The 23555-nt window shown below is 43.9% G+C and carries 16 protein-coding genes; 8 read left to right on the plus strand and 8 right to left on the minus strand.

Annotated features, from left to right (window positions below; translation table 11 throughout):
* Positions 1–40: 40 nt before the first annotated feature.
* The 3 genes from Xbed_RS00210 to Xbed_RS00220 all read left to right on the plus strand — a co-directional run bounded on the left by Xbed_RS00210 (position 41) and on the right by Xbed_RS00220 (position 5811).
* Complete coding sequence (locus Xbed_RS00210) at positions 41–4591, plus strand: non-ribosomal peptide synthetase family protein (RefSeq protein ID WP_086110947.1); 4551 nt, start codon at positions 41–43, stop codon at positions 4589–4591.
* Between the two features lie 9 nt (positions 4592–4600).
* Positions 4601–4996 (plus strand): nuclear transport factor 2 family protein, encoded by a 396-nt coding sequence (locus tag Xbed_RS00215; protein WP_086110948.1) that lies wholly within the window; start codon positions 4601–4603, stop codon positions 4994–4996.
* Between the two features lie 305 nt (positions 4997–5301).
* Complete coding sequence (locus Xbed_RS00220; RefSeq protein WP_244182370.1) at positions 5302–5811, plus strand: MarR family winged helix-turn-helix transcriptional regulator; 510 nt, start codon at positions 5302–5304, stop codon at positions 5809–5811.
* A gap of 57 nt (positions 5812–5868) precedes the next feature.
* Here Xbed_RS00220 and Xbed_RS00225 read toward each other — a convergent pair whose 3' ends face one another.
* A complete protein-coding gene (locus Xbed_RS00225; protein ID WP_086110949.1) occupies positions 5869–6237 on the minus strand; it encodes a YacL family protein in 369 nt (122 codons plus the stop codon).
* A gap of 162 nt (positions 6238–6399) precedes the next feature.
* Complete coding sequence (acnB, locus tag Xbed_RS00230; RefSeq protein ID WP_086110950.1) at positions 6400–8997, minus strand: bifunctional aconitate hydratase 2/2-methylisocitrate dehydratase; 2598 nt, start codon at positions 8995–8997, stop codon at positions 6400–6402.
* 381 nt (positions 8998–9378) lie between these two features.
* Between acnB and Xbed_RS00235 the strand changes: the two genes are divergently transcribed.
* Positions 9379–9816: a DUF1801 domain-containing protein gene (locus tag Xbed_RS00235; protein WP_086110951.1), complete on the plus strand. Its 438-nt coding sequence runs from the start codon at positions 9379–9381 to the stop codon at positions 9814–9816.
* Entirely contained in the window at positions 9791–10426 is a 636-nt protein-coding gene (locus Xbed_RS00240) for a GNAT family N-acetyltransferase (RefSeq protein WP_086110952.1), read from the plus strand. The genes Xbed_RS00235 and Xbed_RS00240 overlap by 26 nt, the downstream gene beginning before the upstream one ends.
* A gap of 300 nt (positions 10427–10726) precedes the next feature.
* Here the strand turns inward: Xbed_RS00240 and lpdA are convergent, their stop codons facing one another.
* From lpdA to ampD, 6 genes are all read right to left on the minus strand, one after another.
* On the minus strand, positions 10727–12154 hold the full coding sequence (gene lpdA / locus Xbed_RS00245) for a dihydrolipoyl dehydrogenase (protein WP_086110953.1): 1428 nt from the start codon (positions 12152–12154) through the stop codon (positions 10727–10729).
* Between the two features lie 203 nt (positions 12155–12357).
* Entirely contained in the window at positions 12358–14211 is a 1854-nt protein-coding gene (gene aceF / locus Xbed_RS00250; RefSeq protein WP_086110954.1) for a pyruvate dehydrogenase complex dihydrolipoyllysine-residue acetyltransferase, read from the minus strand.
* A 13-nt stretch (positions 14212–14224) separates the two neighbouring features.
* Positions 14225–16888 carry a pyruvate dehydrogenase (acetyl-transferring), homodimeric type gene (aceE, locus tag Xbed_RS00255; protein WP_086110955.1) on the minus strand — a complete coding sequence of 888 codons (2664 nt, stop codon included), beginning with the start codon at positions 16886–16888 and terminating at the stop codon, positions 14225–14227.
* Between the two features lie 240 nt (positions 16889–17128).
* Entirely contained in the window at positions 17129–17893 is a 765-nt protein-coding gene (pdhR, locus tag Xbed_RS00260; RefSeq protein WP_086110956.1) for a pyruvate dehydrogenase complex transcriptional repressor PdhR, read from the minus strand.
* Positions 17894–18457: 564 nt separating this feature from the next.
* Positions 18458–19360 carry a beta-lactamase regulator AmpE gene (ampE, locus tag Xbed_RS00265; protein ID WP_086110957.1) on the minus strand — a complete coding sequence of 301 codons (903 nt, stop codon included), beginning with the start codon at positions 19358–19360 and terminating at the stop codon, positions 18458–18460.
* A gap of 5 nt (positions 19361–19365) precedes the next feature.
* The gene (ampD, locus tag Xbed_RS00270; protein ID WP_086110958.1) at positions 19366–19908 is read right to left on the minus strand and encodes a 1,6-anhydro-N-acetylmuramyl-L-alanine amidase AmpD; all 543 of its coding nucleotides are present in this window, start codon (positions 19906–19908) and stop codon (positions 19366–19368) included.
* Between the two features lie 349 nt (positions 19909–20257).
* Between ampD and ppdD the strand changes: the two genes are divergently transcribed.
* From ppdD to hofC, 3 genes are all read left to right on the plus strand, one after another.
* A complete protein-coding gene (gene ppdD, locus Xbed_RS00275; protein ID WP_086110959.1) occupies positions 20258–20680 on the plus strand; it encodes a prepilin peptidase-dependent pilin in 423 nt (140 codons plus the stop codon).
* A gap of 78 nt (positions 20681–20758) precedes the next feature.
* Positions 20759–22321 carry a type II secretion system protein GspE gene (gspE, locus tag Xbed_RS00280; protein WP_086110960.1) on the plus strand — a complete coding sequence of 521 codons (1563 nt, stop codon included), beginning with the start codon at positions 20759–20761 and terminating at the stop codon, positions 22319–22321.
* A complete protein-coding gene (gene hofC, locus Xbed_RS00285) occupies positions 22318–23517 on the plus strand; it encodes a protein transport protein HofC (RefSeq protein ID WP_086110961.1) in 1200 nt (399 codons plus the stop codon). The genes gspE and hofC overlap by 4 nt, the downstream gene beginning before the upstream one ends.
* Positions 23518–23555 lie beyond the last annotated feature (38 nt).

A 23555-nucleotide genomic window follows, 5' to 3' on the forward strand; every position in this document is an offset into this window, starting at 1 on the left:
AACAACTTAAAAAAATAACGGGAATATTCGGAGAAAAGAGATGCATAACGAGACATTATACAATGCCGTCAAGGATACGTTAGACCACCATTTGAAACAGTATGATGAAAACAAACTAAACGCCCTTTCCATCACAGAAGCCCGTCAATGTGCAAACTTGTTATCCGAATTTTTGAATACCCGTGTGAATGCACAAGATATCCAGTCTTCGTTCTCGATACATAACTTAGTTGAGCTTTTAATTTGCAAGGCGCCTGAGTTAAATGACCGAACTTACCTGCCTGGTACATACGGGCAAAAAGGGATATGGTTACTGACCCAAACGTTAAGTCAGCCTGAAAGTTATAATGTCCCGCTGCTTGTAGAAATCAGTGCAACCCTGGATAGTCGTTTACTGGAAAGGGCATTGAATCAACTTATCGAAATTAATCCTATTTTACGCACTCGCTTTGCCTTTAATCAAAGTCAGCTTTATCAAGTCATAGAACCTACTTATCACTTTAATATTGTTCAGGTAAGTCTCGATAACCTCTCTCAACCAGAAAACGTGATCAGGAATATGTCCGCCAGACAATATGACCTGGCGAATGGTCCGTTGTTCGATATTTGTCTGATAACAACCGGTTCGGAACGCTGCTGGTTGGCATGTTGTTTTCATCATATTATTGTTGATGCTCCTTCAGTGCGCATTATCTTAAGAGAGCTTCTCCAATGCTATTCCCATTTGACTGAATATGGGGAATACAGCACGCGAGTGACGAGCGCCAATTATTTAAAGTTTACTCAATGGCAAAAAGAACTGTTGGTCAGACCTGAAACGGCGGCCATGAAAGATTACTGGAAGAAAGTGCTGACACCTTATCCTCCTATGATAGACCTCCCCGTTGATCACTCCCGAAAAGAATGTAAAGGCATTAAAGCCGGTTATTATCCTATAAAACTGGCTCATGCTGATGAATTGAGGATATCAAAACAAGCACAAAAACTTGCCATGACACCGTTCATGTACATGACCCTATGCTGGCAATTTCTATTACATCGTTTATCCGGTCAAAAAGATATCACTATAGGTATTCCATTTACACTCAGGGATCAAAGTGAATTTGAAGAAACCATCGGGTATCTGATCAATACCCTACCTTTTAGATCCTATTTAGACCCAGATATTACGGTGAATCAATTTGCAGCATCAGTTCGTGATCGTTTTATAGAGTCCCACCTCAACAAACAATTACCCTTTGGGGAGATTGTCGCCAGTACCAACCAAAGCAGTGGGTCAGGTCACCCGATCTTTCAAACCCTGCTGGTCATGCCCGATACCAAAGATGATGCTTTCCAGAACCTCCCATTCTCAGTGAAACTCACTGAACAATATGGTCAAGCCGCCAAATACGACCTGACTTTATTTATTGAAATGGGTCAATCTCATCAATTAGTCATGGAATTTAATGCCGAACTGTTCGAAGAAAGCACAATACAGTATTGGCTGGAACTTTATAAACAGAGTGTTTTGCAGATGGGGGAATGGGGTGACAAAACACTCGGTGAAATTGATCTGCTTACGCAAAATGCACAATTGGCTCTCTCGCAGCGTTCAAGCATGCCACTCGCGGGCGCAGGTTATCAATGTTTTATCAGCGAGATAGAAAGATACACGAAAGCGCATCCGAACAATATCGCGTTAATGACACGTCACGGCCAATGGTCATATGAATGGTTGGATCATCGTTCCAACCAACTCGCTCACTTCCTGTATACGCATTATGGGGTCAGTGTTGGTTCTCGGGTAGGATTATTGTTAGAGAGAAACGCAGATTCTATCGCTTCTTTGTTGGCGGTGTTGAAAACCGGCGCATCATATGTTCCCGTTGACCCCGATTACCCGCAGGAACGCATTGAATATATGCTTAAAGATGCAGCCGTGGATTGTCTGATCACTACGGGTGCGGTACACAAACTCGTTGCTTCATTAGCAACACACATTCCCCAAATAGTGTTAGATGATACGGTATCCGTACAGCGTGTTAATTGGCAATCAGTACAACGACAGCCCGATGATGAGCTTTATATCATTTACACTTCAGGTTCTACCGGGCAACCCAAAGGGGTACGTTTACTGAATAAAACGTTATCCAATCTTCTATCGTGGCAAAAAAACGTAACCGTCTGTGGTGAAGGAGACTGCACCCTGCATTATATGTCGCTGTCTTTTGACGTTTCTGTTCAAGAAATTTTTGGCACATTATGTACCGGGGGAAAATTATACATTTCAGATGAAGAGGAACGTAAAGACCTACATCATCTTCAGGGCGTCATTGAATTGAATAGCATTCGTCGGGCCTATTTTCCCTATGTGGCATTGCAACACTTGGCCCAATTAACGGTGATGAACGAATGCAGACTTCATACGCTTGATGAGGTTTATTCAACTGGCGAACAGTTGGTTCTCACATCTGACATTAAACAGATGTTCAATCATCACCGGAGGCTAATTAACCTGTATGGCCCATCAGAGAGTCATGTTTGCTCTGCTTATATCCTGCCGACAGACACCTCTGCATGGGGGGATGCTGCTTCAATCGGCTACCCGTTACCTGGTTTTACTCTGCTTGCATTAGACAAATCTGGGCGCATGGTTCCCGCCGGCGTAGCCGGGGAACTTTGGATCCTCAGTGATTTTCTCTCTCCGGGTTATCACAATAAACATAATGAAACCCAAACACGTTTTTTTACCCGTAGCTGGCCAGGTGCATTGAGCCAACATGCTTATAAATCAGGTGACTTGATTAAGTTAGAGCATAATGACACGCTTACCTACCTTGGCCGTATAGATAACCAATTAAAAATTCGTGGATTCAGGATTGAGCCATCCGAGGTAGAAGCCGTACTCAATGCATTTGATGGAGTCAAAGTCTCTGCTGTCATTGGAAAAGAAATATCAGCGGGAAATAGGCAATTAGTCGCTTTCGTCGCGACAGCCGTTTCCTTGCATAGTCGGACGCTGTTAGAGAAATTGCGCGACTACTTACCGGATTACATGATCCCCAGTGAACTCGTTTTTTTACCTGACTTACCCACAACCCCCAGTGGTAAAATCGATCGAAAAGCACTGCATCACATTGATATCAAAAATAAATATGACGTAACATCAGACAGTTATGAAAAAGTATTCACTAACACTGAACAAACAATAAAATTACTGTGGCAACAAATTTTCCCGAATCAGCACATTAAAGTCAAAGATGACTTTTTTACTATCGGCGGACATTCATTATTAGCAACACAATTAGTTTACTTACTGCGTAAACAATTTAACGCCGACTTTCCTCTTAAATTATTATTCAACAACCCCACGTTACGAGATATGGCGGCTTCCGTTGATAGCGTTCTGACCAACGGAAAACGGTCGAGTCATGACATTGAGAAAACATTTATTCATGATGCCACTGTTCCACATGACTGGACTTACGTTCAGAGAACGAGTGTATCCGAAAGCGGAAATGTGTTACTCACAGGTGCTACCGGTTTTCTGGGCATCTATTTACTGCGCTCTTTATTATCCCAATTGACGGGTGATATTTTTTGTTTAATCAGAGCAAAAGATATCGGTGCTGGTCTTGCCCGGGTAAAAGAAAATGCACAGAGATACGGGATCGAATATGACATCGATTTTTCGCGCATTAAAATTATTATTGGTGATGTGGCTAAGAAAAATTTGGGTTTAACCGAGCAAGAATATCAGTCCTTATCAGAAAGGGTTTCGAAGGTATATCACTGTGCCGCCCACATTAATTTCGTTCTTCCCTATCGCTCTGTTAAGGGAACAAATGTCGATGGGATCGTAGAAATCATTCATTTTTGCTGCCATTACGCCCATAAAAAACTCGAATACATTTCAACGATTGCTGTATTTGCGCCAGATTATCCTCACCAACCGATCACAGAAAACAGTCTCCCTGATTATCCACATTCGTTGTCCATTGGTTACACCCAAAGTAAATGGGTAGCCGAACAGTATGTGCAGGACGCCCGATCTCAAGGGGTCGATATCAATATTTACCGAATAGGCCGCATATCGGGTGATAGTATGACTGGGGCATGTCAAGAAGATGATTTCTTATGGCGCCAGATTAAAAGTTTTATTCAAATGAGAGCAGCCCCCTTTCCCGAATTATTGGCTACTGACCTGTTACCTGTTGATTTTGTCGCTCAGGCGATCGTCGCGTTATCGACGTCCAAAAAGAGTGGCCATAATTTTCACTTATTCCACCCTAAAAGTACGAATTTCACACCAATCTATCAAGCCATCGAACAAACGGGACATGATATTGAAATTGTTTCTGAATCTAAGTGGTTAGAAAAACTAGAACAGATGGTGGTTGATGGGCATGACGTGGCTTTGGGGTCATTGATTCATCTTTTCAAAGAAGATGTTTTGAATATCGGTGATCACCTCTATAACAATCAAATCACATGTAAAGCCATTAAAACGTTTGGATTAGATTTTCCAAATATCAATGTAGAAACGTTCAAAAAATTGATTGGTTATTTTATGGATAAAGAGATCATCAATAACCCTAAAAATGAATGAGGATAAATAATGCTTAATCTCGTGTTCAACAGATATATAGATGCCGTTATCGAAAAGTCACCATCAAAGTTGGCTTCTTTGTTCCATGACGAAGGTATTTTAAAACTCCCTTTTCGTACCACTCGGGATATTATTGAGGGTAAATCACATATACATGAACATTATTCAGAAAGTTTTGGTCAGGCACCTTTAATCTTTACATCCGTTCAGGATGTAAAAATGTACCCAACCAACAATCCTGATACTTTTATTGTTGAATATCGTCTGAATGGTAAAACATTACCGCATGAAAAAGATTTTTATTGTTTATATATTAATGTATTTGAACTCATAAACGATAAAATTAAAGCATTGCATGATTATGAAGATGTTCTTAACAGAAATAATATATTCTCTGATCACTAAATAACAATTCAAAATTGTAGATTTCTCTGCACTACTCCTTGCTATGCAAGGAGTAGTCACTCGTCATGGCAGAGTGTATCGTTATTCATCTGGTATACCTGACGAGTGGGGAAAACGCATCAATATATAATGAATATGTACATGCCGTGAGGTTAAAAAACCGCCTTTAAGCCGGGTACTTATTTAAACGTTTGTCATCACCTTATCCGTGTATAATAGATAAAGTAAAATATGGCGATTTTACAGCTATAAGCAAATACCACTTTAAGCACATTACTTTAAGAACATTACCTTAAGAAAATCGTATGAAAAACGACAACGAATTGAACGAAATACACTCTGGGATGACCACTGGAAAACAAATCATTCATGAACCCACAATGACCCCTTTTGAACGTGCATTAGGAAAGTTACAATGTGTCCTTGTTGCCAGGAGAACGATGACAAATCCTGAAGGCGTGTCATGGCCCCAATATGATACGTTGTATTTACTTCGACAATTTCAGCCGATGAACCCCAGTGTTATCGGCAAAAAGTTAGGGTTTACTCGATCGAAAATTTCCAAAATTCTGCGGTCGCTAAAAGATAAGGAACTCATAGAGCAAGAGTTCGGAGAAAACGACAAACGTGAATTGGCAACAAAATTAAGTCAAAAAGGATTAATGTTTTTGCACAATGCGGAATTAAGCAGACACAACATGGCCGACATCGTTGCATCTAATATGTCTAACGGTGAAATCGCCATATTTACAGAACTTTGCAATCGTGCGGCCGATCTTTTGTATGAACAAACACTCAGTGACCACAAAGATTAGCGCACAAAGTTGAATATTAAATGGCGATTGCACAAAATCGTAAACAGGGTCCCTTATTTATTGCGTATTTTGCAAAACAAACTCTCTGTAATCAGCTAACATAACGATAAAATCGTCTGTGCCACAAAAAGCCAGACTCTCGTTATCATAATAACTCATTCCCTCTTCTATCATCTCTGTGTCAAACTGGAGTTGGTTGGCCCTGATCATGATTTCATCCTCACTCATCAATAAAGTATACTCATGACCGACTAACTGCCACTGGCGTTCACTGCCTTTAAGATCCTTCAGGGCCACAGTGATTTTATCCAATACGGTCAAATCACCTTTTACTTCCTCATTCAACCAATGGCCTATGGCTTCATGATCCATTGAAAAAGATGTTGTCACCTGACCAGTAACATCCTGCATAAATTCATATTCCATTACGCACCTCCACTATTTTTCGCTTACGACGGACCCAACTGGATTTTAAACATTTCTGCTCAACCCACCTCTGAAGTAGTCCACAAACTGACACAAAAACTGCCATAAAGTTAATACAAAAAAAGGAGGCGTTTAGCCTCCTATTCATTGCAATATACTTTTTTACACTGAGGTTTGGAAGATCACATCATCCGCTTTTTCTGTGTACTGGCTCAATTGATCAAAATTGAGGTAGCGATAGGTATCTGCTGCGGTTTCATCGACCTTATCCATGAATTGCAAATATTCTGCCGGTGTTGGCAAACGCCCCAATAATGAAGCCACGGCAGCCAGTTCCGCAGAAGCCAGATAAACATTGGCACCAGAACCAAGACGGTTCGGGAAGTTACGGGTAGAAGTCGATACCACAGTAGCCCCATCCGCCACTCGCGCCTGATTCCCCATGCACAATGAACAGCCGGGGATCTCAATACGTGCCCCACTTTTACCGAAGACGCTGTAATAACCTTCTTCCGTTAACTGGGCGGCATCCATTTTGGTTGGAGGTGCAACCCACAAGCGGGTCGGTAATTGACCTTTATGCTGATCCAGCAACTTACCGGCCGCCCGGAAATGACCGATATTCGTCATGCAGGAACCGATAAAGACTTCATCAATTTTGCTGTTAGCAACGTCTGACAACAACCTTGCATCGTCTGGATCATTCGGTGCACACAAAATAGGCTCTTTAATGTCAGCCAAATCGACTTCAATCACCGCAGCATATTCTGCATCTGCATCCGCTTCCAGCAATTGCGGATCTTTCAGCCAGTTTTCCATACCGATAATACGGCGTTCCAATGTCCGGCGATCACCATAACCTTCAGCAATCATCCATTTCAACAACACAACATTCGATTGCAGATATTCAATGATTGGCGCTTTGTCCAGCTTAATGGTACAACCTGCAGCAGAACGTTCCGCAGAGGCGTCAGCCAACTCAAATGCCTGTTCAACCTTAAGCTCTGGCAAGCCTTCAATTTCGAGGATGCGACCAGAGAAGATATTTTTCTTACCCTTCTTCTCAACGGTCAATAAACCTTGCTGGATCGCATAGTAAGGAATGGCATGCACCAAATCACGCAGAGTAATGCCGGGTTGCATTTTCCCTTTAAAACGAACCAATACTGATTCCGGCATATCCAGCGGCATGACGCCCGTTGCAGCCGCAAATGCCACCAAACCTGAACCCGCAGGGAAAGAAATACCGATGGGGAAACGGGTATGAGAGTCACCGCCTGTCCCCACCGTATCCGGCAATAACATGCGGTTCAGCCATGAGTGGATAATGCCATCCCCCGGTCGCAGCGATACCCCACCCCGGTTCATGATGAAATCAGGCAGAGTATGATGTGTCGTCACATCGACAGGTTTTGGATAAGCCGCAGTATGACAGAATGACTGCATGACCAAATCCGCAGAGAAGCCCAGACACGCCAAATCTTTCAATTCATCCCGCGTCATTGGCCCGGTGGTGTCCTGAGAACCCACAGAAGTCATCTTAGGTTCACAATATTCTCCCGGACGAATACCGGTTGCACCACAGGCACGCCCGACCATTTTCTGCGCCAATGAGAAGCCGCGATCGCTTTTCGCAACCGCTTTTGCCTGACGGAATACCTCACTGTGTGGCAACCCCAGTGATTCACGCGCTTTTCCAGTTAAACCACGACCAATAATCAATGGAATACGGCCACCGGCACGCACTTCATCAATCAGGACATCCGTTTTCAGCTCAAAGGCAGACAATAATTCATTGGTTTCGTGGTGGCGGATTTCACCTTTAAATGGATAGATATCAATCACATCACCCATGTTCAATTTGGAAACATCCACCTCAATGGGCAATGCCCCGGCATCTTCCATGGTATTAAAGAAAATGGGGGCGATTTTTCCACCCAATACGACACCAGCCCCCCGTTTATTCGGCACAAACGGAATGTCTTCACCCATAAACCACAATACGGAGTTAGTGGCTGATTTACGGGAAGAACCCGTACCGACAACATCCCCCACATAGGCTAACGGATAGCCTTTCTGATTCAGAGCTTCGATTTGTTTAATCGGGCCTACGGCACCGTCTTGATCGGGTTCAATACCTTCACGGGCATTCTTGAGCATGGCCAGAGCATGTAGAGGAATATCAGGACGTGACCACGCATCAGGCGCAGGAGAAAGATCATCGGTGTTGGTTTCACCCGTGACCTTAAAGACGGTCACGGTGATTTTTTCTGCCAACGCAGGGCGTTCCAGAAACCATTCTGCATCAGCCCATGACTGAACAATCTGTTTGGCATGGACATTACCTGCTTTAGCTTTTTCTTCCACATCATAGAAGCTATCAAACATCAGCAAAGTATGAGAGAGCGCTTTCGCCGCAATAGGTGCCAGTTTTTCATCATCAAGGGCATCAATTAAAGCGTGGATATTATACCCGCCCTGCATGGTTCCCAGTAATTCGATGGCTTTCTCCTGTGTCACCAGGGGTGAAGCGGCTTCACCCTTGGCAATGGCAGCAAGGAAGCCCGCTTTAACATAAGCGGCCTCATCGACACCAGGAGGAACACGGTGAGTCAGTAAGTCTAACAGGAAATCTTCTTCACCTTTAGGTGGGTTCTTCAGTAATTCGACCAGCGCTGCTACTTGAGCTGCGTCTAACGGCTTAGGGACGATGCCTTGAGCTGCGCGCTCGGCTACGTGCTTGCGGTATTCTTCTAGCACGACTTTCTCCTCGCTCTCATTGTCATTTTATATACCCGGCTGTCTGCACCCGGTAACGATCATCTAAAATAACTTTCTAAAACAATCATCAAGGGTGCCAGGTCAGAGGATTTTGCTCGCATAACGTTATAATTATGCTCAACTTAGGGCGTTTAGCATACCAAAATTTGAATGGCATGTTAATTCATTCACATAAAATCAACATTGAACCATGATAAAATTCTGGATAAATGAGTTTAAAGAGTGTATTAAAGTTTGAAATACTATTTGTTGCTATTTCAACCTGAAAATCCCTTAATTTCTATCAGAATTTTTATTGGACGCGCAGATTTTCCCTTTCCATACTACAACATACAAATTAACGGATAAGGCAATCATCTCATGAAAGCATTTCAATGTGACGACGTTCATTCCGTCTTTAATCATTATCCTGAACGATATCAAAAGTTGTTATTGACGATAAGAGAGTTAATATTTGACGTCGCATCAAAAACGGACGGAGTCGGCTTAATTACCGAGACGTTGAAATGGGGGCAGCCCAGTTATCTTACCCTTGAAACGGGATCGGGCACCACAATCCGATTGGGCCGTTTCGGTGATTCGCATGTGGCTCTCTTTTTCCACTGCCAGACGACATTAGTTGATACGTTCAGAACGCTTTTTCCTGAACTGACTTATGCAAAAAATCGGGCCATCGTTTTGGCGCCAGAAGCCGATTTGCCAACCGATGAGTTGAGTATATGTATTGAAATGTCATTCACTTATAGATTAAGGAAAAAGAGAGTGTCATACCATGATTACAAACCGAGAATTAAATGACCTGAATTCCCCCGCCAATATTAGAGAAGTTTCAAAAGCTCAAATGTTGGTAAACCTTAACCAGATAAAAACGAATGAATCTCAATGTGAAATGGGAGCATTTCAAGATCCATCAGAAATAAACAGACATAACACATTTATAAAAACAAGCACTTCAATACAAGATATTTATTCAAATGAACAGATTGGAGGATTACAAAAACATCGTTATTTTGTCTGCTCAGTTCAAGGAAAACCCGTCGGTATTATGATTTTCATACCCGCCTCACCGGCCTCTTCCTCTGAGCCTGATGACAAAATCGGGTATATGCTGACCTACCCTTCTGGTCAGGGATATGGCGGTTTACTTATTGAATATGCAGTCAATCTATCCGTCTCACTAAATCATTCAGGAAGATTAATATTAAACGCAGAACCCTATTCTAAACCCATCTATGAACATTTTGGATTTACTCCCACAGATCAGAGTTTTTTGGGTACAACCACCATGCGACTCACCCCCGCCAATAGTAATAAATGGATATCAACCCCTAATGGATATAAACTTAAAAGAAGCGGTTCTCTGGGTAATTATCTGTCGAGTTTTAATTGGCGGTGTAACATATTGTAATTAAATCATTATATTGGGCCATATTATGAAATCTCCTAAAAAAATCTTTGATAACTTATTATCAAGGATGCATATAAGAGAATCACCCAAAGAAAGATACAAACGATTATTTCAAACGACTATCAATGAAATAAGTCAAAATGAGATGTTTGAAGTTAATTCCATCGGAAAGACGTGAATGGTCAGCGATCGACAATACTTATCGTCTTAGAAAATAGATGCCATAAATTTAATTGTGCAGGTAAATAAAAACGGCCTCCATGGTGGAAGCCGTTTTTCACCACTGCAAAATCTAAAGCATTATTTCTTTTTCTTTGCCTTAGGGTTTGGCAAATCCGTAATGCTGCCTTCGTAAATTTCTGCAGCCATACCGATTGATTCGTACAGTGTCGGGTGAGCGTGGATGGTCAGAGCGATATCTTCTGCATCACAGCCCATTTCGATAGCCAGACCGATTTCACCCAGCAGTTCACCGCCGTTAGTACCAACAATAGCACCACCGATAATGCGGTTAGATTCTTTATCGAAAATCAGCTTGGTCATACCCTCTGAACAGTCAGATGCGATTGCACGACCTGATGCCGCCCATGGGAAAGTCGCGGTTTCATAGCTGATGCCTTTTTCTTTCGCTTCTTTCTCAGTCAGACCAACCCATGCCACTTCTGGTTCAGTGTAAGCAATGGATGGGATAACTTTTGGATCGAAGTAATGTTTCTTACCAGAAATAACTTCAGCCGCCACGTGACCTTCGTGAACACCTTTGTGTGCCAGCATTGGCTGACCAACGATATCACCGATAGCGAAGATGTGAGGCACGTTAGTGCGCATTTGTTTATCCACATGGATAAAGCCGCGCTCATCAACTTCAACGCCTGCTTTGCCTGCATCCAACAGTTTACCGTTTGGTACACGGCCGATAGCCACCAGAACCGCATCATAACGCTGTGGTTCAGCAGGGGCTTTTTTACCTTCCATTGTCACGTAGATGCCATCTTCTTTCGCTTCTACTGCGGTCACTTTAGTTTCCAGCATCAGGTTGAACTTCTTGCTGACACGTTTAGTGAACACTTTAACAATGTCTTTGTCCGCAGCAGGGATCACCTGATCGAACATTTCTACCACGTCAATCTGAGAACCCAGAGCGTGGTAAACCGTTCCCATTTCCAGACCGATAATACCGCCGCCCATGACCAGCAAGCGTCCCGGAACCGTTTTCAGCTCCAGTGCATCGGTAGAATCCCATACGCGAGGATCAGCATGTGGAATGAATGGCAACTGAATTGGGCGTGAACCCGCTGCGATAATGGCGTTATCAAAATTAATCGTTGTTGCGCCGTTTTCGCCTTCGACGACCAGAGTGTTAGCGCCTGTAAATTTACCAACACCGTTAACAACGTTAACTTTACGGCCCTTAGCCATGCCGCCCAGACCACCGGTCAACTGAGAAATGACTTTTTCTTTCCAGAGACGGATCTTATCGATATCAGTTTGTGGCTCACCAAACACGATACCGTGTTGTGCCAGCGCCTTGGCTTCTTCAATCACTTTTGCTACATGAAGCAGCGCCTTGGATGGGATACAACCCACGTTAAGGCAGACACCACCCAGAGTAGAGTAGCGTTCAACCAAAACGGTATCCAAGCCTAAGTCTGCACAACGAAAAGCAGCAGAATACCCAGCAGGGCCTGCTCCAAGCACCACTACCTGGGCTTTAATTTCAGTACTCATCATGACCTCTTAATTGTTTGTCCGGCGGGTCAGACGAAAAAAAACCATATTCCACCGGGACGTACACACCGCGAGCAGTTTACAGAATTGTAAATAACCTGAAAAGCGCGTTAACGTGACAGAAATCCCAACCTGCCAGATGCAAGGAGAAAATATCTGTCACGACAGTAATCATTAGGCCGGTAAATATACCGGCCTTAGCATTACATCACCAAACGGCGGATGTCGCTCATCAATTGATTAATATAAGTGATGAAGCGAGCACCGTCTGCCCCATCGATCACACGGTGGTCGAAAGACAGAGACATAGGCAGGATCAGACGTGGAACGAATTCCTTGCCATTCCAGACGGGTTTCATGGAAGAGCGGGACAGTCCCATGATCGCGACTTCTGGTGCATTCACGATAGGTGCAAAACCGGTTGTGCCGATACCACCCAGGCTGGAGATAGTGAAGCAACCACCCTGCATGTCGGAAGCTGTCAGCTTACCGGCACGCGCTTTCTTGGAAACTTCAGCCAGTTCTCTTGACAGTTCCATGATGCCTTTCTTATTGACATCTTTGAAGACAGGAACAACCAGACCGTTAGGCGTATCAACCGCAATACCGATGTTGACATATTTTTTCAGGATCAGCTTTTGGCCATCTTCAGAGATGGAGCTGTTAAAGCGAGGCATTGCTTCCAGTGCTTTCGCAGCGGCTTTCATGACGAATACCAGCGGAGTGACCTTCACGCCAAGCTGTTTCTTCTCAGCTTCTTTGTTCTGTTGTTTACGGAATTCTTCAACTTCAGTGATATCCGCTTCATCGAACAGGTTAACGTGAGGGATCATGACCCAGTTACGGCTCAGGTTAGCACCGGAGATTTTCTGGATACGGCTCATTTCAACTTCTTCGATTTCACCAAATTTGCTGAAATCAACTTTAGGCCAAGGCAGCATACCCGGCAGACCGCCGCCCGTAGCAGCAGGTGCTGCTTCCGCACGTTTAATCGCCTCTTTCACGTAAGCCTGAACGTCTTCACGCAGGATGCGACCCTTACGGCCAGTACCTTTGACTTTAGCCAGATTCACACCAAATTCACGCGCCAGACGACGGATCACAGGAGTCGCATGAACATAAGCGTCATTTTCTGCAAATTCGTTTTTGCTTTCAGCCAGCTTACTTGCTGCCGGTGCGGCTTTCGCAGGTTCAGCCGCAGGAGCTGGAGCCGCTGCCGGCGCTGCCACAGGTGCTGCACCTGCAACTTCGAATACCATGATCAGAGAACCGGTCTTGACCTTATCGCCAGCGGCAATTTTGATCTCTTTCACCGTACCGGCGAAAGGTGCAGGAACTTCCATTGACGCCTTGTCACCTTCAACCGTGATCAGGGACTGCTCTTCAGCAATGGTGTCGCCCACTTTGACCATGATTTCGGTCACTTCAACTTCATCACCACCGATATCGGGTACGTTGACTTCTTTCGCCGCAGATGCCGCCGGTGCTGCTGCCGGAGCCGCTGTTGCCACAGGTGCTGCGCCAGAACCCGCCACTTCGAATACCATGATCAGAGAACCGGTTTTGACTTTATCGCCAGCGGCAATTTTGATCTCTTTCACCGTACCTGCGAAGGGTGCAGGAACTTCCATCGACGCCTTGTCACCTTCAACCGTGATCAGGGACTGCTCTTCAGTGATGGTATCACCGACTTTGACCATAATTTCGGTCACTTCAACTTCGTCACCACCGATATCAGGTACGTTAACTTCTTTGCTTTCAGCCGCTACAGGTGCCGCCGCCGGAGCTGCTGCCTGCTGAACGGGCGCAGCTTCTGCTGCACCGTTTGCGGATTCAAACACCATGATCAGTTTGCCGGTTTCAACTTTATCGCCAACCGCAATTTTGATCTCTTTAACCACACCCGCCTGTGGAGAGGGGACTTCCATAGACGCCTTGTCACCTTCAACCGTAATCAGGGACTGCTCTGCTTCTACAGTGTCACCGACTTTCACCATGATTTCGGTAACTTCAACTTCATCCGCACCAATATCAGGTACATTAATTTCAATGGACATTAATCTTTACCTCTTATGCCAGACGTGGGTTAGCTTTTTCTGGGTTGATGTTATATTTCGTGATAGCTTCTTCAACCACTTTCACATCAACTTCGCCACGTTTAGCCAGTTCACCCAGAGCTGCAACAACCACGTAAGAAGCATCAACTTCAAAGTGGTGGCGCAGGTTCTCACGGCTGTCAGAACGACCGAAACCGTCCGTACCCAGTACACGATAGTCACTTGCAGGAACAAAGCTACGTACTTGCTCTGCGAACAGTTTCATGTAGTCAGTAGACGCAACTGCCGGTGCTTCACTCATGATCTGAGCAATGTAAGGAACGCGAGGTTCTTCTGATGGGTGCAGCATGTTCCAACGCTCACAATCCTGACCATCACGAGCCAGTTCAGTGAAGGAAGTGACGCTGTACACATCAGAACCGATACCGTATTCGTCAGACAGGATCTTCGCGGCTTCACGAACATGACGCAGGATAGAACCAGAACCCAGCAACTGCACTGTACCTTTAGCGCCTTCCATGCTTTCCAGCTTGTAGATACCCTTACGGATACCTTCTTCAACGCCTGCTGGCATTGCCGGCATGTGATAGTTTTCGTTCAGGGTAGTGATGTAGTAATAGATGTTCTCTTGTTTCTCACCATACATGCGCTCCAAGCCGTCATGCATGATAACCGCCACTTCATAAGCAAATGCGGGATCATAAGAGATACAGTTAGGGATAGTCAGGGACTGAATATGGCTGTGGCCATCTTCATGCTGCAAACCTTCACCGTTCAGGGTAGTACGACCTGAAGTACCGCCGATCAGGAAGCCGCGAGCCTGTTGGTCACCTGCCGCCCAGCACAGATCACCAATACGCTGGAATCCGAACATGGAGTAGTAGATATAGAACGGGATCATTGGCAGGTTGTTGGTGCTGTAAGATGTTGCAGCCGCCAGCCAGGATGAAGCCGCACCCAGTTCGTTGATACCTTCTTGCAGGATCTGACCTTTAGCGTCTTCTTTATAGTATGCAACCTGCTCACGGTCTTGCGGAGTATACTGCTGACCATTCGGGCTGTAGATACCGATTTGACGGAACAGACCTTCCATACCGAAAGTACGTGCTTCGTCGGCAATAATTGGAACCAGACGATCTTTGATCGACTTGTTTTTCAACATCACGTTCAATGCACGAACGAAAGCGATAGTGGTAGAAATTTCTTTGGATTGTTCTTCCAGCAGAGAGCTGAAATCTTCCAGAGCTGGGATTTCCAGTTTGTCGTCGAAGTTCACACGACGGCTTGGCAAATAACCACCCAGTGCATTACGACGCTCGTGCAGATATTTGGATTCTTCAGAATCTTTATCGAAAGTCACGTATGGCAGGTTTTCAACTTGCTCATCAGAGACAGGTACATTGAAACGATCACGGAATTGGCGAACCCCTTCCATGTTCATTTTCTTGACCTGATGGGCAATGTTTTTACCTTCAGCGGTATCACCCATACCGTAACCTTTGACGGTCTGAGCCAGGATTACCGTTGGTTTACCCGTCGTGTCCTGTGCTTTTTTCAGTGCAGCGTAAACTTTCTTCGGATCATGACCACCACGGTTCAGGGCCCAAATTTCGTCATCAGTCATATCTTTGACCAATGCCGCAGTTTCTGGGTAACGACCGAAGAAGTGCTCACGAACATAAGCACCATCTTTGGACTTGAATGTCTGATAGTCGCCGTCCAGCGTTTCGTTCATCAATTGAACCAGTTTACCGCTGGTGTCTTTACGCAGCAGAGCGTCCCAACGCTCACCCCACAGAACTTTCAATACCTGCCAGCCAGCGCCGTCAAAGATCCCTTCCAGTTCGTTAACGATTTTGCCGTTACCGGTTACCGGGCCATCCAGACGCTGCAAGTTACAGTTGATGATAAATACCAGGTTATCCAATTTTTCACGGGTTGCGATGGTGATCGCACCTTTGGATTCTGGTTCATCCATTTCACCGTCGCCCAAGAAAGCGTAAACAGTTTGTTTAGAGGTATCTTTCAGACCACGGTGTTCCAGATATTTCAGGAACTTCGCTTGATAAATGGCAGAGATTGGCCCCAGACCCATTGAAACCGTCGGGAACTGCCAGAAGTCAGGCATCAGTTTAGGATGCGGATAAGAAGACAGACCATTACCACCGATTTCCTGACGGAAGTTATTCATCTGCTCTTCAGTCAGACGACCTTCAAGGAATGCACGCGCGTAAACGCCCGGAGAAATGTGGCCCTGGAAGTAAACCAAGTCACCGCCATCATTTTCGCTACGAGCGCGGAAGAAATGGTTGAAACAAACGTCATAAACAGTAGCAGAAGACTGGAATGAAGCCATGTGCCCACCCAGTTCCAGATCTTTCTTGGACGCACGCAGAACGGTCATCACGGCATTCCAACGAATAGCAGAGCGGATACGGCGCTCCAAATCCATGTTGCCAGGGTAAGCAGGCTCATCCTCAACAGGAATAGTGTTGATGTAATCACGGCTTGCAGTACCTGCAGCAACGTTAATGCCACCTTTACGAGCTTCATTCAAAACCTGATCAATCAGGAACTGAGCACGCTCAACACCTTCTTCACGGATGACCGATTCGATCGCCTGTAACCAATCGCGAGTTTCGATCGGATCCACGTCATTTTTCAAAATATCTGACATGGTGTATTCCTTATCTGTTATCTATTTCTAATGATTGTTGGAGCCTATCTTCTGGTCATACCCTTTGACTAACCGCCCGTTATGACCGGAAGATAGGCCCTGCTATATATTGCCGCTAAAACTCTTGGATAAAGAGTTGACGAACTGTACAAACGCAGCAGTCAGGATCTGTACAGTCAAGTTTAGAACCTATCCATTCGGGAATTTGATTTGTCAATGACGTCCCCAAGGGACAGGCTCTTATTCCTGATGTTGCTGGAGCCGCCTCAATGAACGCTCACGACGAGTATGTTCACGAGTCAGATCCAATAAAACTTCTTCAATAAAGGCCAAATGGCGATGAGAAGCCTCTCGGGCTTTTTCCGGTTCTCTCGCCATGATAGCGTGAAAAATCTCAGCCCTGTGGTCACTCACGGCTGCCAACATTTCTTTTCGGGTATAGATGAATTCGAAATTGCGCCTGATATTTTGTTCTAACATTGGGATCATACAGCGCAATAAATGTAGCAATACCACGTTATGGGCAGCTTCCGTGACAACAAGCTGATATTGCAGGACAGCCTCAGATTCCGCATTCACATTCCCGCTCTGCTGGGCTTCTTGAATTGCAAGATGGCTCTGCTCAATGCGTTTGAAATCTTCATCGGTTCCCCTAAGGGCTGCATAGTAAGCGGCAATACCCTCTAACGCATGACGCGCTTCCAGGAGATCGAACTGGGATTCTTGATTCTCTGCAATAAGTTGGACAAGCGGGTCGCTGAAACTTTGCCACAGATTGTTCTGTACGAAATTTCCTCCCCCTTGACGACGGAAAAGAAAGCCTTTGGCTTCCAGTTTTTGAATGGCTTCGCGTAACGAAGGACGTGATACCTCAAACTGTTTCGCCAGCTCACGCTCAGGCAGCAGCTTTTCTCCCGGGCGTAGCGAGCCTTCGAGAATGAGCTGTTCAAGACGCTGCTCAATCACATCTGATAACTTTGGTTGGCGGATCTTGCTATAGGCCATATCTGCTGTAAGCCATTCAATGAGTAAATGTTGCTTCGGACTGTACCCTGGCTAACTCAACCTTAACGATTGAGCCTTACCTATCGGGGCTAAAGTCAATTGGTAATACCAATTTAGAATACAGGGTCTTAAAGTAACAAAGTATTCACTAGCTGTCTATAAAGACCTTGAGCTAAATCATAAAAATCTGCAAATTTTAACAAATTATTTTAAATTTTATTGGAAAATTATAACCAAAAGGGATTTTAAGGCGGGAAAACCAAGGATAATTTAACGTTTTCTAAACGTAATAAATAGGCTGGCTGAAACGTTATAGCCAAAAGATATGTGCATAAAAAATTAACAAAAATGAACTAAAATTCAAAACAGAACAGCCCGAAACAGCGGTATAGACAAAAGCGTGTCAATGAACCAATGTGACTTAACCCGTGTAACCAAAGCCAAAGAATCATCCCCAATAGATTTCAATTTGTAACAGCCCGGTAAGCAAACACAATCCGCAAAGCCACCACTTGAAAAATAGAGGGGATAAAAATGAAAGTGGGTTAACCAAATCCACTATGGTTAAATGATTGCCCCATAAATCGTTAACAATGCAACAACAATCAAAATAGTAAAGGTCGCCTTTTTAGCTAATGTTACCGCCGCAACAGGGGTTTCTAGCGGGTTAAGGTGAGGCTCTTTACTTAATGCGAATTGGGCCAGTTGGCTGATTACCCTATATTGTGATGTCCGAAAATCACTGAGAGAAGCGATCCAGGCCGGCAAAGCCTTTTCACCATGCCCCAACAAAGCATAAGCAATACCGGCCAAACGAGCCGGCAGCCAATCCAACCAATGCAGTATGCCATCAACCCCCGATTGCGCCCGCTGCACCGCCGTTGCATGCTGTGCCAGCCATCCCTGATAAGCCCTGAGGCAACCATATCCCATCAACATGGCAGGCCCAAATTTCCCCAACACGACCAACCAAAAAATCGGGGCGAGATAATAACGGAAATTGATCCAAATTAAGGCATTCTGTATCTCACGCAACCGCCCATCCTTTATTGTCTCGGATAATGCATTAACAGGTGCTAGCGTATTAACAGGGATTGCCGTATCTGGTAATTTTCCTTGAATCATCATCAAACGGGCAAGATAGATATTCTGCTGTTCAATGTCATCATGACGCACAGCCTGAAGATAGCCACGATAGTCATGACGCAGCTCTCCCGCCCCAATACATAACAGGCTGATGATAATACCCAATAAAATCGCGGGAATACTAAAAGCAATAGAGTCAGAAATATCAATCAGTTTCCAAGTCAATAAAGCGACCAGAACAGTCATGATCAAACTGCCCCATAATGAATATGATTTTATTCTGGCAAAAAGCGGGGATAAGTAGCGTTCCAACTGCCAACGGTCACCCATCTTAAACACACGTTCCCATGCCAGTATTAACAAAAGAATAAAGAGAGTCATCCAACTCACTCCTTCAATAGTTGTCGATAATAATCCCAATAAAAATAGGGTCCGGGATCCGTTTTTCTACCCGGTGCGATATCACTGTGCCCCGTGATATTATCGCGGATATCGGGATATTGGCGGATAAGCAACTCAGTTATTTCTGCCAGTTTAGTGTACTGAGTCTCAGTAAACGCCTCATAATCCGTGCCTTCCAACTCAATGCCTATCGAAAAATCATTGCATTTCTCACGCTCACAGTAACAGGAAACACCTGCATGCCAAGCTCTTTTATTGAAAGGCACATATTGAACAACTTCCCCGTCACGGCGGATTAAACAATGAGCAGAAACACGCAGGTGGACGATCTCATTAAAAAAAGGGTCATCCTTTGGATTCAGTGTCCCCATAAATAACTGATCGATATAAGGACCGCCAAATTTCCCCGGAGGTAAACTAATGTTATGAATAACCAGTAATGATGGCACTTCACCTTCTGGACGCAGATCACAATGTGGAGAAACCACTTTTCTTGCAATATCAATCCAACCTTCATGCAACTTCACTCTTTTGTCCCTTCCTTAAATTTCAATATCACACGGTTGTCACGCGGCTATTCCGACATCCATAGCCTGCCCATACCAAGTAAAACGTGAACATTTAAAGTGTAACAGGTTAGCATGTCACTACCTCTCATTGAGCAATGTTTGTGGCGTTTTTTTTATTTACGGGCAAGCTCGAAAAGTTTCTGCAAAAAAATGTAACACCTAATTATTTTTTCAGGCCAGCTCCATAAATATAGCTAAAGCTATTTTATTTCTCTCTGTTTACTTCATGCTTATTCACCTCAGCATTGACCTGCAAGCAAATTTAATAGCCCGACTCAATACGCACCAATACACATAAGGAAGAAAAATGAATCAGCAAGGATTTACATTAATAGAGTTGATGGTTGTTATGGCGATTGTGTCCATCCTCGGCGCGATTGGTATTCCCAGCTATCAGGGATATATCCAAAAAGCCGCATTGACCGATATGCTACAAGCCATTGTGCCTTATAAATCGGGCATAGAGCTTTGTCGCTTTGAAACTGAAAACTATGGAGACTGCCATTCGGGTCAGGCATCCATTCCATCAGGCCACAATAGTCGTTATATCAGTTCCATCACAGTAAAAAATGGCGAAATAACGGTCGCAGGGCAACAAAACCTTAGCGGACTCAATGCTATTTTAAAACCGACTCAAGATACGAAAACCGGGATCACCCAATGGAAAACCATTTGTGAATCGAAAAATGAATCATTAAAACTAAAATGTCAGGAAACCTTAAAATTCTAAAAACACGCTTCGCAATCGCTATTTTCAAAAATAAGATGATTAAGTCACTGCCATATTAATGTTAAAGGAAGATCATTAATGAAAAATAAGGAATACCTCTTAATGGAAAGAGAAATAAGGGATTTATGCCAACGAAACCAAGTTATTATTATAAAAAGAGATCCCAACACGATTACTATTGCCAGTAGTCAATCACCCAATGAGGATTTCATAGCCGCATTGCGCTTTATTTCCGGATTAAGCGTTAATATAGATATCTGGCCACAAGCAAAAATAGAATCGCTGTTGATACAGGAAAACCCAGTGATATCAGAGGAAAACCACTGTGCAGAAAGTGATCGGATGGAATCTTATCGTATTCATAGTCTGGATAGTCATTATTCCCATCATCATACGATACAAAAAGACGACATCCAGAACGAAGACCTCGATATCCCGGTTATTCAATTAATTAATCAAACGATATTAACCTCAATCCAGAGAAGGGCTTCGGATATTCACTTTGAACCTTCCCAACAGGGTTATCAAATACGCATTCGAGTGGATGGGATCTTACATACCATGCAGACGCCACCGCCTGAAATGAATACCAGTATTCCCGCTCGCTTAAAAATCATGGCAAAACTCAATATTGCTGAAAAACGCCAACCTCAGGATGGGCAATTTGACTGGGGTGAGAGTAAAAACAGCTATGCAATACGCATATCAACCCTACCGACATTGCATGGGGAAAAAATAGTCCTGCGCATTTTGAATACGATACATCAATTGTCCTTAGAGCAACTGGGTCTGCCTGAATCACAGTTACTGCTGTTAAAACAGAAGATCCGTTTACCGCAAGGAATGATTCTGGTGACAGGCCCGACGGGTAGCGGAAAAACCGTCACACTCTATAGCTGCCTGCAATATTTAAATCAGGCTAAAAAGAATATTTGTAGTGTCGAAGATCCGGTTGAAATCCCATTGAATGGCATTAACCAAACACCGGTAAACAACAAGATTGGTTTAGACTTTGCCAAAGTTCTCAGGGCATTATTACGGCAAGATCCCGATATCATCATGGTGGGTGAAATTCGCGATAATGAAACCGCCGAAATATCGATGAAAGCGGCGCAAACAGGCCATTTGGTTTTATCAACGCTGCATACCAATTCCACCATTGATACCTTATCCCGCCTGAAAAGTTTGGGAATTTCTGGCTATACTACAGCTTCATGTGTGAAGTTGATTATTGCACAGCGACTGGTTCGCAAACTCTGCCCCCATTGTCGCCAGCAAGACAAAATACCCACCATCATACCTGATAGTATCCATGAGATAGACGTCACCCCATCGGTAAAAAAACACGCTGCGACAGAAAAATCTATTTCCATCAAACAGCCGATCTCTGTCAGAAAGTGGAATGCCGTTGGCTGTGACTACTGTTTTTCTGGTTATTACGGCAGGACTGCCATTTATGAATTCCTTGAAATAAAACCAGAATTCCAGCAAGCCCTGTCTGAACATGCAAGTAATAACATTTCACATTTACTTGCCTCACAGCAGGATGCAACACTTTTCTCGGCAGGGTTGTCATTAGTGGAAAAAGGGATCACCACTCTTGAAGAGATTTATCAGATCACAGGCCATGAAACAGCATGAAAATAGAATATCTTTATGAATGGCAGGCAATTAACGGTAATGGGAAAGCCATAAAAGGAGAAACCATTGGCCACAGTAAAAAAAGTGTATTCCAACGCTTAAGCTATCTCGACTTGCAACCCTATTCGATTAAATGCAAAAAACTTATTCATTACAGTGAAAAAGAAATGGCTTATCGCCTGCATTTCATTCACCAGCTAAGTACATTGCTGACGTCAGGTATTCCTCTACTCCGGGGATTAATTATCTTATTGCAAGAGTGTAAGCATGATCTTTGGCGATGTGTATTAACTGATATGATTCAAAAGATTAGTCAAGGTGAATCATTCTCCGCAACGTTGGAATATTATCCGAAATTATTTCCCCCCTTACTCTGCCAGATTATCGCGGTAGGAGAACAAACCGGCCAGCTTGAAAACTGCTGTCAATTAATTCTTCATCGATTGGAACAGCAAGATATGTTGCAGAAGAAAATTCAGAAGGCTTATCGTTACCCCTTGATTGTCGCTTTTGTGACCTTTCTGGTTATTATTCTTATGCTGACTTTTGTCCTGCCGGAATTCCGACAAGTTTATTCTTCCTTTAATGCCGCCTTACCTCTGTTAACTCAGGGCGTTTTATTATGCTCTGATTTCTTGATTAATCATGGGGGGCTATTGCTAATCGTAATATTGACATCGCTGATGAGTTATCTATGGCTACGCCATCATTTTCCCATAGTGAAAACAAAGGAAAAAATGTTTCTGTTGAAAATCCCCCTGTTTAAGCAACTCACGATTTACCAACAAACCCATCAAATATTCCACATTCTGTTTATGACACAGAAAGCCGGATTAACATTAACGACCGGGCTAGAGTGCGCACTAAATGCCACTCATCATCCGGTTTTTATCACCGGAGTACAGTATTTGCATCGGCAAATCCAACAAGGAATTCCGATGAGTGATGCGTTAAAAAAAGCAAAATATTTTCCTTCATTGTGTCAACAATTTGTCACAATAGGTGAAGAATCCGGGGAATTAGAATTATTTTTATTTAACCTTGCAAAATGGTATCAAGAAAAATTCATCAACCTTGCTGATGGTTTAACCCAATTACTTGAACCCCTATTAATGCTGATAATGGCATTCGTGGTGGGTTTATTATTGCTGGCTATGTATTTGCCTATTTTTCAATTAGGCACAATATTGTCCTGACCATATTTTTATACCCAAAGGATTTCAAGATGCAACGC

It is taken from the genome of Xenorhabdus beddingii (assembly GCF_002127545.1).
Taxonomy (GTDB): Bacteria; Pseudomonadota; Gammaproteobacteria; order Enterobacterales; family Enterobacteriaceae; genus Xenorhabdus; species Xenorhabdus beddingii.

Excerpts from the sequence above, each read along its gene's own strand:
- Xbed_RS00220 (WP_244182370.1), top strand. The coding sequence starts at position 5,302 with ATGAAAAACGACAACGAATTGAACGAAATACACTCTGGGATGACCACT.
- hofC (WP_086110961.1), top strand. The coding sequence starts at position 22,318 with ATGAAAATAGAATATCTTTATGAATGGCAGGCAATTAACGGTAATGGG.
- pdhR (WP_086110956.1), bottom strand. The coding sequence starts at position 17,893 with ATGGCCTATAGCAAGATCCGCCAACCAAAGTTATCAGATGTGATTGAG.
- aceE (WP_086110955.1), bottom strand. The coding sequence starts at position 16,888 with ATGTCAGATATTTTGAAAAATGACGTGGATCCGATCGAAACTCGCGAT.
- aceF (WP_086110954.1), bottom strand. The coding sequence starts at position 14,211 with ATGTCCATTGAAATTAATGTACCTGATATTGGTGCGGATGAAGTTGAA.
- gspE (WP_086110960.1), top strand. The coding sequence starts at position 20,759 with ATGAAAAATAAGGAATACCTCTTAATGGAAAGAGAAATAAGGGATTTA.
- lpdA (WP_086110953.1), bottom strand. The coding sequence starts at position 12,154 with ATGAGTACTGAAATTAAAGCCCAGGTAGTGGTGCTTGGAGCAGGCCCT.
- ampE (WP_086110957.1), bottom strand. The coding sequence starts at position 19,360 with ATGACTCTCTTTATTCTTTTGTTAATACTGGCATGGGAACGTGTGTTT.
- ppdD (WP_086110959.1), top strand. The coding sequence starts at position 20,258 with ATGAATCAGCAAGGATTTACATTAATAGAGTTGATGGTTGTTATGGCG.
- Xbed_RS00235 (WP_086110951.1), top strand. The coding sequence starts at position 9,379 with ATGAAAGCATTTCAATGTGACGACGTTCATTCCGTCTTTAATCATTAT.
- Xbed_RS00240 (WP_086110952.1), top strand. The coding sequence starts at position 9,791 with ATGATTACAAACCGAGAATTAAATGACCTGAATTCCCCCGCCAATATT.
- Xbed_RS00215 (WP_086110948.1), top strand. The coding sequence starts at position 4,601 with ATGCTTAATCTCGTGTTCAACAGATATATAGATGCCGTTATCGAAAAG.
- Xbed_RS00225 (WP_086110949.1), bottom strand. The coding sequence starts at position 6,237 with ATGGAATATGAATTTATGCAGGATGTTACTGGTCAGGTGACAACATCT.
- Xbed_RS00210 (WP_086110947.1), top strand. The coding sequence starts at position 41 with ATGCATAACGAGACATTATACAATGCCGTCAAGGATACGTTAGACCAC.